14 protein-coding genes are annotated in these 11815 nt (G+C 59.1%); 2 read left to right on the top strand and 12 right to left on the bottom strand.

What is annotated here, in order from left to right; all coding sequences use genetic code 11:
* Positions 1–45: 45 nt before the first annotated feature.
* From ACR0LY_RS19365 to ACR0LY_RS19330, 8 genes are all read right to left on the bottom strand, one after another.
* A complete protein-coding gene (locus ACR0LY_RS19365) occupies positions 46–1278 on the bottom strand; it encodes a mandelate racemase/muconate lactonizing enzyme family protein (RefSeq protein WP_170351789.1) in 1233 nt (410 codons plus the stop codon).
* Positions 1279–1302: 24 nt separating this feature from the next.
* Positions 1303–2397 (bottom strand): Zn-dependent alcohol dehydrogenase, encoded by a 1095-nt coding sequence (locus ACR0LY_RS19360; protein WP_170351788.1) that lies wholly within the window; start codon positions 2395–2397, stop codon positions 1303–1305.
* 81 nt (positions 2398–2478) lie between these two features.
* The gene (locus tag ACR0LY_RS19355) at positions 2479–3678 is read right to left on the bottom strand and encodes a TCR/Tet family MFS transporter (protein ID WP_170351787.1); all 1200 of its coding nucleotides are present in this window, start codon (positions 3676–3678) and stop codon (positions 2479–2481) included.
* 71 nt (positions 3679–3749) lie between these two features.
* Positions 3750–4472, bottom strand: coding sequence for an alpha/beta fold hydrolase (locus ACR0LY_RS19350; protein ID WP_170351786.1), 723 nt, complete (start codon positions 4470–4472; stop codon positions 3750–3752).
* Between the two features lie 12 nt (positions 4473–4484).
* Positions 4485–5273, bottom strand: coding sequence for a 3-oxoadipate enol-lactonase (pcaD, locus tag ACR0LY_RS19345; protein ID WP_170351785.1), 789 nt, complete (start codon positions 5271–5273; stop codon positions 4485–4487).
* A 59-nt stretch (positions 5274–5332) separates the two neighbouring features.
* Positions 5333–6307 (bottom strand): threonine ammonia-lyase, encoded by a 975-nt coding sequence (locus ACR0LY_RS19340; protein ID WP_170351784.1) that lies wholly within the window; start codon positions 6305–6307, stop codon positions 5333–5335.
* A complete protein-coding gene (locus ACR0LY_RS19335) occupies positions 6304–7131 on the bottom strand; it encodes an alpha/beta fold hydrolase (protein ID WP_170351783.1) in 828 nt (275 codons plus the stop codon). Before ACR0LY_RS19335 ends, ACR0LY_RS19340 begins: the two co-directional genes overlap by 4 nt.
* Positions 7131–7817 (bottom strand): haloacid dehalogenase type II, encoded by a 687-nt coding sequence (locus tag ACR0LY_RS19330; RefSeq protein WP_170351782.1) that lies wholly within the window; start codon positions 7815–7817, stop codon positions 7131–7133. The genes ACR0LY_RS19335 and ACR0LY_RS19330 overlap by 1 nt, the downstream gene beginning before the upstream one ends.
* Positions 7818–7944: 127 nt before the next feature.
* Here ACR0LY_RS19330 and ACR0LY_RS19325 point away from each other — a divergent pair, with 127 nt between their 5' ends.
* A complete protein-coding gene (locus tag ACR0LY_RS19325; RefSeq protein WP_170351781.1) occupies positions 7945–8373 on the top strand; it encodes an FKBP-type peptidyl-prolyl cis-trans isomerase in 429 nt (142 codons plus the stop codon).
* Positions 8374–8396: 23 nt separating this feature from the next.
* Here the strand turns inward: ACR0LY_RS19325 and ACR0LY_RS19320 are convergent, their stop codons facing one another.
* From ACR0LY_RS19320 to fabA, 4 genes are read right to left on the bottom strand one after another with little or no spacing between them, the layout of a single operon-like run.
* Positions 8397–8582, bottom strand: a complete 186-nt coding sequence (locus ACR0LY_RS19320) for a hypothetical protein (RefSeq protein WP_170351780.1) — start codon at positions 8580–8582, stop codon at positions 8397–8399.
* 59 nt (positions 8583–8641) lie between these two features.
* Positions 8642–9433 (bottom strand): enoyl-ACP reductase FabI, encoded by a 792-nt coding sequence (locus tag ACR0LY_RS19315; RefSeq protein ID WP_170351779.1) that lies wholly within the window; start codon positions 9431–9433, stop codon positions 8642–8644.
* A gap of 5 nt (positions 9434–9438) precedes the next feature.
* Positions 9439–10668, bottom strand: coding sequence for a beta-ketoacyl-ACP synthase I (fabB, locus tag ACR0LY_RS19310; RefSeq protein ID WP_170351778.1), 1230 nt, complete (start codon positions 10666–10668; stop codon positions 9439–9441).
* A 31-nt stretch (positions 10669–10699) separates the two neighbouring features.
* Positions 10700–11209, bottom strand: coding sequence for a bifunctional 3-hydroxydecanoyl-ACP dehydratase/trans-2-decenoyl-ACP isomerase (gene fabA, locus ACR0LY_RS19305; protein ID WP_058283235.1), 510 nt, complete (start codon positions 11207–11209; stop codon positions 10700–10702).
* A gap of 188 nt (positions 11210–11397) precedes the next feature.
* On the opposite strand from fabA, the gene irrA reads away from it, so the two are divergent.
* On the top strand, positions 11398–11814 hold the full coding sequence (gene irrA / locus ACR0LY_RS19300; protein WP_170351777.1) for an iron response transcriptional regulator IrrA: 417 nt from the start codon (positions 11398–11400) through the stop codon (positions 11812–11814).
* The last annotated feature ends 1 nt before the right edge of the window (position 11815 follow it).

Below are 11815 nucleotides of genomic sequence, written 5' to 3'. Positions count from 1 at the left end.
TTCGCAATAGGGTTGGACCAATATGCCCTGAAACCGGTTTGGTTGTCACCCCTCGGTCGCAGGCGCACCCCCTTGAAAGGCGTTGCCGTTGACATAGTCGCAGGGTTCTTCCTGCATTTGCAAATGCAGCCCGTCGCCGGTGTAGGGATGCGCACGGGCCAGGTCCTCGTCCACCTCGATCCCAAGGCCGGGTGTGGTTGGGGCGGTCACGAAACCATCATCGACACGCAAAGTACCTTTGATCAGCTGATCGTGGAAAGGCGTTTCGATGGTCTCCAGCAGCAACAGATTTGGGATCGACGCGGCCAGATGGATATTTGCGGCCCACTCGATTGGTCCGGCATATAGATGCGGTGCCATTTGGGCATTGAACACCTCGGCCATGGCGGCGACCTTCTTCATCTCCCATATGCCACCAGCGCGGCCAAGGGCGGGTTGCAGGATTTCGGCAGCCCCGGCACGAAGTACCGCGCCAAATTCGGCCTTGGTGGTCATACGTTCTCCGGTCGCGACAGGGATGCGGACGCTGCGGGCGACGCGGGCCATATCCTCGATCATGTCGGGGGGGGTGGGTTCTTCGAACCACAGCGGAGAGTAGGGCTCCAACGCTTGACCCAACCGGATTGCGCCTGCGGTGTTGAACTGACCATGGGTGCCGAACAGCAGGTCGGCCCTGTCCCCCACGGCCTCGCGGATCGCTTTGCAGAACGCGACCGACATTGAGATATCGGACATCGCAGGCATATGCCCGCCGCGGATCGTGTAAGGGCCTGCCGGGTCGAATTTCACAGCGGTAAAGCCACGCCGCACCATCTCGGCCGCGCATTCACCGGCCTGATCGGGTGAAGTCCAAAAATCGGACAGATCATGTTGCGGCAGGGGGTAAAGGTAGGTGTAGGCCCGGATGCGCTGGTTCATCACCCCACCCAGCAGGGCATAGACCGGGCGGTTACGATCTTTGCCCAGAATGTCCCAACAGGCAATTTCAAGCCCCGAAAACGCGCCCATAACAGTCAGATCGGGACGCTGAGTAAAGCCGCTGGAATAGGCACGGCGGAACATCAACTCGATATTTTCCGGGTTTTCGCCCAGCATATGCCGGTCGAACACATCCCGGATCACGTGCTGCATCGCGTCTGGACCGACGGATGAGGCATAACATTCCCCCCAGCCGGTGATCCCGGTATCTGTCGTCACTTTGACTAAAATCCAGTACCGTCCACCCCAGCCCGGCGCAGGTGGGGCGGTAACGATGATGTCGAGGTCCTGCAGTTTCATCCGGTGTCCTCCCCTTGGATGGCTTCAGCCCCTGTCGAACAGGATCACGTTGCGCTTGGCGGATCCGGTTTTGGTGTCTTCGATTGCCTCGTTGATCTGATCCAGGGACCACCGGCCCGAGATCAGCTCGTCCAGTTTCAGCCTCCCCTGTTCATACAGGTCGATCATCCACGGGATATCGCGCTGAATGACCACGTCGCCCATTTTCGAACCCACCATGCCCTGACCCAGCGCGGCCAGAACCACTGGTTCATAGCTGGACATATCGCCCGAATGCGGCATGCCGATCATGATCGCCCGGCCGCCCCGACCCAAATAACGCGGGGCCTGATCATAGGCCGGAATTGCACCGACGGTGATCAGAACCGCATCCGCGCCGCGCCCACCCAGTGCCTTGAAGGCGGCTTTCCACGGTTGATCCTGACTGGCCAGCACGCCATGCGTCGCGCCAAATTCCATGGCGATGTCCAGCTTTTCCTCGGTCATGTCGACGGCCACAATCCGACGGGCCCCAGCGATACGGGCCCCCTGAATGGCGTTTAACCCGACACCACCCGCGCCGATGACCACCACGTCCTGACCTGGGCGTAGCTTCGCGGCATTCACCGCCGCACCGACTCCGGTGATCACGCCGCAGGACAGGAGGCTGGCCACGTCTTTCGGCATCTCAGCAGGAAGTTTCACGATTTGCCGGTGGCTGACGACAACCTTTTCGGCAAAGGCACCGCAAGCCATCGCCTGATCTAAGGGACCACCGTCCACTGTCTGCAAAGGTCCTTTGACGGTGTCGTAAGGCGTTTCGCAGATGGTTGGCTGGCCGCCTGCGCAAGACGGGCAGGACCCGCAGGCGCGGATTAGGGTAACAACTACTGGGTCGCCAACCTTGAAACCCCCGGCCTCGTCGCCAATCGCGGTGATCACTCCGGCGGCTTCGTGGCCATAGACGGCAGGCAAATGCCCACCCCATGCCCCGCTAGCAAAGGTGATATCGGAATGGCAGATCGCCACGGCCTCGAGTGTCACTTCGACCTCGCCCGCGCCCGGCGGTGCCAGCAAGACGTCTTCGATGACCAGAGGTTCGTCAAACGCCCGGCAGACGGCGGCTTTGATGGTTTGCATGTGGTCCCTCACTCCCTTTTGATCACGGTGGCGCGGGAAACTGCATGTCGCAAGACGGAAACCGTCATCCAGGCGTCGTTGTTACGCCACGACAGGGCGAGATCGCAAAAATAAGGCAAATCCGACGACCATCAGAACCAGGGCCAGCAGGAATGGCGCGCCGGGCAGGTAGATCGCCGCGTCAGGTTTGGCAAAATGAGCGAACACACTGGTCATCACCAGTGGCGAAATCACCATCGACAGTGCGTGCAGCGAGGTCAGCACACCCTGCAACTCACCTTGTTGCGAATCCGGGGTTGCGCGGGATGTCAGGGCCTGCAGGGCAGGGGTCACCACCGCACCGACTGCGGTAATCGGGATCAGCATCAGAGCGATGAAGCCATTGGTCAGGAAAGCCAACAGCAGAAAGCTGACCACTTCGAAAGCCATACCGTAGATGATCGTTACCCTCTCACCCAGGTACCGGGTCGCAGGGCGGATCAGGCCACCTTGTACAGCGGCCATGCCGATCCCGTACACGCCCAGTGACAGACCGATCATTTGCGGCGACCAGCCGAACCGTTCCGTTGTGAAATAGGCCCAGATCGCGGGGTAGACGTAGATGGACACGGAATAGAGGAAATAGACCCACAGCATTGGGCGGATTCCCGGCAACGATGCGATGGCGCGTAGCGAGTTCACCGGATTGGCGCGGCGCAGGCTGAAGGCCCGGCGGGTTTTGTCGGTCACCGTTTCCGGCATGACCAGAAGGCCCGCCAGAAAAGTCAGCGCGGACAAGGCGGCTGCCGCCCAAAAAGGCGCGCGGGTTCCGTATTCGCTCAGCAACCCACCGATAACTGGGCCCAGCACAAACCCCACCCCGAAGGCGGCACCCAGCAGGCCAAAACTCGCCGCCTTTTCCTGGGGTTTCGAGATATCCGCCATGAACGCCGCCGCCGTGGCATGGGTGGCCGCGGTGATGCCACCCACGATGCGCCCGACCAACAGCAACCAGATGCTGCCGGCAATCGCCATCACCACATAGTCCAGCGACATGACGAACAAGGACACCAACAGCACAGTGCGCCGGCCATAGGCGTCGGATAGGTTGCCCAGAATTGGCCCAAATACAAATTGCATCGCGGCAAAGGCGGTGCTGAGCACACCGCCCCAGATCGCTGCGTCGGCCAAAGTGCCGCCCTGAACCTCGATGATCAGCTCTGGCATGATGGGCAACACCAGACCGATGCCCATGGCGTCGATCATCACCGTGCCGAGTACGAAGAGAAAAGGTAGACGCATAGAAACCGCTCGCGAGATTCGCCCGGACCCTATCACGCTTCGTTCACCTGTGAAGCACCTGTAACGTCAGGTCATGCCGCCGGTAATTTTTGTTCCAGATCGTCCAGAATTTCGGACAGAAGGCGGGGATGAGAGAAGAACGGAGAATGCGAGCTGTTGATTGTTGTCCGCAAATCTTCGGGCGCGACGTGGCTCATCTGTTCTTCGTATTCCCTTGGGATCGTATGGTCGTCCGTCGCGGTGATGTAAGCCTTGGGGACGCGCGCGAAATTATCTGCAACGGACAGCGGGGTTTCCTGCGGTGCGATGGGCTGAGGGCACATGCGCGCAAGGGCATAGGGTACGGTTTCAGGTGCGCAATCGTGATAAAACAAATCTTGCACCATGTCTGGCCTGAACGTGTAGGACAGGCAATCGGTGGATTTTTCGACGGCATCAACGACCAGTTGGCGCGGGGCCCTTTTGCGCATCTCAATCATCGAAAGGCCGTCTTGCGGAACATATGCGCACAGATAGATCAGGGCCCGCATTGCGTTCGGGGCCGCCTCGGCGGCGGCGCTGATGGGATAGCCGCCCCAGGAATGGCCAACGAGGATCGTTTTTGGAGTCGAAGCCGAAAGAACTGCATCTCGGCAACTGTCCAGCGTGACATCGGCAATCGGTGTCGGGTCCGAGCCGTGGCTGGGCAGGTCAATTGCGCGCGCCGTGTGACCCAGTGCCGTCAGGGCGGGAATGACATCACGCCAGCACCATGCGCCATGACACGATCCATGGATCAACAGAAAATCTGCCAAAACAGTGCTCCTTCAAATATGTCCAATATCTGTCAGAAAATTACGCAGCAGGGCGGCGTATTCCGCCGGTTGTTCAACACAGGGCAGGTGACCGGCCCGGCGCATCAATTCGAATTTCGAGCCAGGGATAAGTTCAATGGTTTCGCGCACCAGATCCGGAGGGGTCGAGCCGTCCTCGCTGCCGGCAATGCCCAGCGTCGGCAGGCGCAAACCGCTGGTGGGGGTGTAGAAATCCGTGCCCGAAATCGCCGCGCAGCAACCCAGATAACCGTCAACGGGCTGTCGCACCATCATGTTGCGCCACAGCAAGTGTTCCGGCTCTGAGCGGAAACTTTTGGAAAACCACCGTTCCATCGTCGCATCGGCCAGCGCTTCGATACCGCCTTGGCGCACCGCATCCAAACGGTCCTGCCAGATTGAAGGGATGCCGATCTTGGCGGCGGTGTTCGACAGGACCAGCGCGCGGATTTGATCCATACGCTTTACCGCCAATCCCTGCGCGATCAAACCGCCGATGGACAGGCCGACAAAGACGCAATCGCGAACGTCCAACAGATCCAGCAATGCCTCGGCATCGCGCACCAGCGCGCCCATGGAATACGGGGCAGGCGGTTGTGACGACAGGCCATGCCCGCGCTTGTCATAGCGAATGATCCGTAAACCGGCAGGCAGAAGCGGCAGCATCGCGTCCCAAAGGCGCAGGTCGGTTCCTAGCGAGTTGGCAAAAACAATGGGTGCGCCGTTTGGATCACCATCGACGCGATAGTGCAGCTGCACTTCTCCAATATCTGCGATCTGCATGACACAATCCCCTGTCGTCATACTTTAAGGAATCAGGTTGACCCAAACATTGATCAATGTCAGGTCAGGAATTCCAGCGCTTTTCCAAAGACTTCCGGGTCCACATTTCCCCCCGAGGCCACGACGATCACCGCGTCGCCTTCGATTTTTTCCTTGTGGAAAAGGGCAGAAGCCAACGATACCGCGCCGCCCGGTTCTAGCACGATTTTCAAACGCAGAAAGGCCAGAGCCATCGCACGCATGGCTTCCTCTTCAGTGACCGACAGTCCCGGACCACACAAGCGGCTGAGAATTGGAAAGGTAATCTGTCCGGGCTGCGGCGTCAGGATCGCGTCACAGATATTGCCCGCAGTTTCAGCATTGGCCTGAATCTGACCGCTGGCCAATGAGCGTTTGACGTCGTCGAACCCTTCGGGCTCACAGGGGCGGGCGCGCAGACCGGGTGCGTGACCTTCCAACGCCAGAGCGATCCCTGAAGTCAGCCCGCCGCCACCGCAGCAGACCAAAACATCGCCTTGCTTAACGCCCATTTCGGCGGCCTGCCGAACAAGCTCCAGCCCGGTGGTGCCCTGACCGGCAATTACCTGCGGTTCATCATAAGGGCGGATCAGGGTCAGGCCGCGTTCGGTGGCCAGGGATTCGCCAATCTCTTCGCGGCTTTCGTTTGTGCGATCATACAGGACGACCTCACCCCCCAGCGCGCGGGTGTTGTCGATCTTCAACTGGGGCGCGTCCGAGGGCATGATGATCACTGACGAAATGCCGTGCCGCGCTGCCGCCAAGGCCACGCCTTGCGCGTGATTGCCCGAGGAATAGGCGATCACGCCGCGCTGTCGGTCCTGTGCGTTCAGCGCCGAGATCGCCGACCACGCGCCACGGAACTTGAAGCTGCCCGTATGTTGCAGGCATTCGGGCTTTACCAGCACCCGACGACCGGCCAGGTCATCCAGGAACGGCGAGGTGAGCAGCGGTGTTTCCCGAACGTGACCCCGCAGCCGATCGGCGGCGGCTTCGATCATCTCCAAAGTGCTCATACGGTATCCAATACTTTGCGCATAAGGGCTAAAGACTGCGGTTCGTCCAGAAACGGCACATGGCCGCGATCCGGTATTTCTGCCGAGATAAGATCGGGGTGACGTTTGTGCATCTCGACCAGCGTATCCTTGCCGAGAACATCCGAATTTGCGCCCCGAATGACACCTGTCGGAATATCGCGCAAGGCTTCGAAGAACATCCATAAATCCGGAAATTTGCCGGCAGCGGTTTGTTCCAATAATGCAGTGCGCAAGGCCGGATCATAGCGCAACGTCAGGCCATCGTCGGTCAGTTCGTATTGGATTTCCGCCTGCTGCCGCCACCGGTCCAGCGAAACCCCGGGGAATTGCTGTTCCATCACCTGCTGTAAGATTTTCGCGGCCTCGTCATAGGTTTTTGAAGTCGGCTGTTTGCCTACATAATCCATGATCTTGGCAATACCTACAGGGTCGATCACAGGGCCGACATCATTCAGAATCACCCCGGACAGCCGTTCGGGATGACTGACGGCCAGCGCCATGGCAATCAACCCACCGCGCGAAGTGCCTAAGACAACCGCACGGTCCAATCTGAGATGATCCAGCAGTTCGATCACATCAAGGGATTCGCGAACGATGTTATAGTTCATGTAGTCCGGGTCATGATCCGATTGCCCGCGCCCCCGGTAATCCATCGTGATCATCCGCACATCGGTGATATGTGGCGCCAGGAACGCGAAATCCTGGCTGTTGCGGGTCAGCCCAGCAAGGCACAGCACCGGAGTACCGGCACCGATGTCATCGAAGAAAAGGCGCCTGTCATCAGACGTGGTGAAAAAAGCCATTAAACTCCGGCCAGTTGAGGGATCGTTGTCAGGTCGGACAGAACATGTGCGGGCGTCCATGGCAAGCGATCCATTGGCTCATCTGCACGATTAACCCAGGCGGTTACGAACCCGTACCCGCTGGCCCCGGCGGCGTCCCACCCGTTCGAGCTGACAAAAAGTACCTCGTTACGGGCACAGTCGAAACGCTGCTGCACCAGATCGTAAACACTGGAATGAGGTTTGAAGACGCCAACACTTTCGACTGACAGCACGTCGTCCAGTACGCCGCCGATTCCTGCCGATTGCACCGCACCATCCAGCATGGGCGGCGACCCGTTGGACAGAATCGCGGTGTTCAGACCGCCCTCTTTCAGGGCGGTCAGCATCTGGGGCACTTCCGGATAGGCCTGCAATTCCCAATACAGGTCCAGCAGACGTTGGCGCAGGGTGGGATCGCCCTCAAGCCCGGTGGCGTCCAACGCCCAGTCCAGCCCGTCTTGCGTGACATCCCAGAAATCGGCATGGGCATCGGTGATCGCGCGCAGCCAAGTGTATTGCAACTGTTTCAGCCGCCAATGATTTGCCAATTCGGGCCATTTCTGTTGCAACTTCTCGAACCCGGACTCGGATGCGGCTTGCCGCGCGGCGGCGGCAACGTCGAACAGCGTGCCGTAGGCATCGAATACGCAAGTGGTGATCGGCATCAATTCCCCTCCCTCATTCGCGCGCAGGTTGGCACAAGTGATGCAGGCACAAAAGGGGGGAGGGTTTACAATAGCGCGTTACCCCCTAGGGTTGGCCGCTCAATTTCTTAACGGCCGGAGGCCACCTATGACCGAGATCAAACAAGGCGACACGGTTCGCATCCATTACAAGGGTACTTTGCTGGACGGAAACGTGTTCGACAGTTCCGAAGGGCGCGACCCGCTGGAATTTGTGGTTGGGTCCGGTCAAATCATTCCCGGTCTGGATACGGCCATGCCCGGTCTGACAGCGGGCGAAAAAAAACGAGTCGAGATTGCCTGCGTGGATGCCTATGGCCCGATCAATCCGGCGATGCGGCAGCAGATCCCCCGCGAAGGGATACCAGATGACATCCCGCTTGAGCCCGGCACTCAGCTACAGATGCAGACACCGGATGGGCAAGCGCTGCCTGTGACGGTGGTGGAGGTGGATGACGCAACCGTCACGCTGGACGCCAATCACCCGTTGGCCGGTCAGGATCTGATTTTTGATATCGAGGTTGTTTCAATCAACTGACAACTGTGGGCCAGCGTGTTGGATCAGCCTGAAATCAGGCTGGTCCAGGATGTGAGAGTGGTGCGGACTTCTGCCTGTGTGAAGAACACAAACAGCATCAGCAGCGTGGTCAGGGCCAGCAATGCGATCCGGCCGCGTTGCCCCAGAAAACCCGATTTGCGCCGGGATGCCCGTGTGGTGGTGGCGATGATTTGTTCTGCTTTGCTCATGCCGCTATCACTGCCCGAAAAAGATGGTTAAATCTTGGCGCGGACAGGGAAAGATCGGGTCACATGTGATCGGGTTGCGGCATTCCCAGAACGTGGAACCCTCCGTCTACCCGAATGATCTCACCCGAAGTGCAGGCCCCAGCGTCCGAAGTCAGGTAAACTGCGGTGCCACCGACGGCTTCGAGCGTTGCGTTCGCGCGCATCGGTGCGTTCTGATCGCAGAACTTGTAGGTCTTGCGCGCGCCGCCGATGGCCGCACCTGCCAGCGTTTTCATTGGGCCGGGTGAGATGGCGTTCACTCGGATGCCTTCGGGGCCCAGATCATTGGCCAGATAGCGGGTCGCCGATTCCAGCGCCGCCTTGGCCACGCCCATGACGTTGTAGTTCGGCACGACCCGGTTCGAACCCTGATAGGTCAGCGTTAGCAGTGAACCGCCATTGTCCTTCATCAACGGGTAAGCGCGGCGCGCAACCTCGATAAACGAATAGGCAGACACATCCATGGAGTGTTTGAAATTCGCCCGCGTGGTGTTTAGAAACCGGCCGGTCAGTTCGGATTTATCCGAATAGGCGATCGCGTGAACTACGAAGTCGATGCTAGGCCAGCGCGCGCCCAGCTCATCGAAAGCACGGTCCAAAGATTCGTCGTCGGTGACATCCGCATCCACCATGAAATCGCTGCCCAGGCTTTGCGCCAATGGCTCCAGCCGCTTACCGAACGCTTCGCCCTGATAGGTGAACGCCAGTTCTGCGCCGGCTTCGTGCATGGCCTTGGCAATGCCCCATGCAATCGAGCGGTCATTTGCCACGCCCATGATCAGGCCGCGTTTGCCCTTGAGAGTATCCGACATCGTATTCACCCGTTATACTTTGACAGAACCATGGACCCGTTGGTGCCACCAAAGCCGAAGCTGTTGGTCATCACGCTGTCCAAGCCTGCGTTTTCAACTACTTGAGTTGCAATTTCACCGGGCAGGATGCCTTCGGCAAGTGTGTCGACATTGATCGACGGAGTAATGAAATCATGGTGCAGCATCAGCAGGCAGAAGACCGCTTCAAGCGCGCCTGCGGCACCCTGTGCGTGGCCCGTCATCGACTTGGTCGATGAAATCGGGGGCACGTTGCCTTCACCAAAGATACGGCGCACGGCCTCAACCTCACCCACGTCGCCGACCGGGGTCGAGGTGCCGTGGGCGTTGATGTATCCGACCTTGCGGCCTTCGGGAAGTGTCGACAGGGCTAGACGCATCGCGCGCTCGCCACCCTCACCAGACGGGGCTACCATGTCGTGGCCGTCCGAGGTCGCGGCATAGCCGGTCACTTCGGCATAAATCTTGGCGCCGCGGGCCAGCGCGTGCTCCAGATCCTCAAGCACGACGATGCCGCCGCCGCCCGAAATCACGAACCCGTCGCGATTCTGGTCGAACGCGCGCGAGGCTTTGTCGGGCGAGTCGTTGTATTTCGAGGACATTGCGCCCATCGCGTCGAACAGGCAAGACAGGGTCCAGTCTAGTTCTTCACCGCCGCCGGCGAACATAACGTCCTGTTTGCCCAGCATGATCTGTTCGGCCGCGTTGCCGATGCAATGCAGCGAGGTCGAACAGGCCGAGGTGATCGAATAGTTGATGCCCTTGATCTTAAACGCTGTTGCCAAGTTCGCGGAAATCGTCGAGCACATGCATTTCGGAACCGCAAAGGGGCCGATGCGCTTGGTTGCGCCGGTTTTCAGCACCGTCTGATGCGCGGTCAGCATGGCGCTGGTCGACGGGCCGCCCGATCCGGCGACAAGCCCGGTGCGTGGGTTTTGAACCTGATCCTCGGTCAGGCCTGAATCTGCAATTGCCTGGGTCATGGCAATATGGGCATAGGCCGCGCCGGGCCCCATGAAGCGCAGGGTGCGCTTGTCTACATGCTCGGACACATCAATATCCAGCGATCCGGCGATTTGGCTGCGAAAGCCATGTTCGACCATCTGCTCATTGGCCACGATGCCGGATTTACCGGCCTTGAGTGAGGCCAGAACCTCTTCGGCATTGTTCCCGATGGAAGAGACAACCCCCAGACCGGTGACAACTACTCGACGCATGTGCGTGCTCCTTATTTCAAGCCAGTCCGGCTTAGGCTTCGGACAGAACGACTTTCATATCTTTGACGTCGTAAATCATTTCGCCGTCCGCTTCGACGATACCATCTGCCACGCCCATCGTCAGACGGCGAGTCTGGATCGCTTTCTTGAAATCAATCTTGTAGGTCAGCATTTTACGGTCCGGGCGCACCATGCCGGTCAGTTTGACCTCGCCCACGCCCACGGCCATGCCGCGCCCCTGCCAGCCACGCCAGCCCAGGTTGAAGCCGGTAAGCTGCCACAGACCGTCCAGCCCAAGGCATCCAGGCATGATTGGGTTGCCGGGGAAGTGGCAGTCAAAGAACCACAGGTCCGGGGTAATATCGAATTCGGCCAGCACATGGCCTTTTCCGTGCGCACCGCCATCTTCCGAAATGTCGGTGATGCGGTCCATCATCAGCATCGGCGGAGCAGGTAGCTGCGCGTTACCGGGGCCGAATAACTCGCCACGGGCGCATTTCAGCAGATCGTCTTTGTCAAAGCTGCTCGGGAATTGGGCCATTCTGCCGCCTCTCCTGCCAGGGGTCCGTTTATCTAATCTGGCCTCACCTAGCACCCGTATGCAAGGTCCTGCAAGAGCGGTCGCCCACATCATGTTGTGTTCAGGGCATTCTTTGCGAATGAATTTCATTTGAAATTGCCTGGCCGGAACACTTATATATAGTTCAGAAAAGAACAGGTATCGGATTCATGACACCTCAGAGCCAAAACATAGCGACTTCCTGGTTGGTTGACGCAGGATTACGCCCGACGCGTCAGCGCGTTGCCTTGGCCGAATTGCTGGTGGGCGACGGCAAACATCGTCATGTCACAGCCGAAAGCCTGTTTGATGCGGCCAAGAAGAACGGCGATGCTGTTTCGCTTGCGACCGTTTACAACACCCTGCGCGCGTTTTGCGACGCCGGGGTGTTGCAGGAAATCACGGTGGACGGGTCAAAAAGCTATTTCGACACCAACACCCATGATCACCCCCACTTTTTCTGGGAGGATGAAAGCCGCCTAAGCGATGCGCCCTCGGATCAACTGGTGATTCAGCGCTTACCCGAGGCACCCGAAGGGGTTGAAATCGCATCGGTCGACGTCGTGATCCGCCTGCGCAAAAAGTAAT

The organism is Ruegeria sp. BC5 (genome assembly GCF_056539205.1).
Note: the sequence above shows the minus strand (reverse complement) of the source record. Positions and strands in the feature narration are given on the sequence as shown.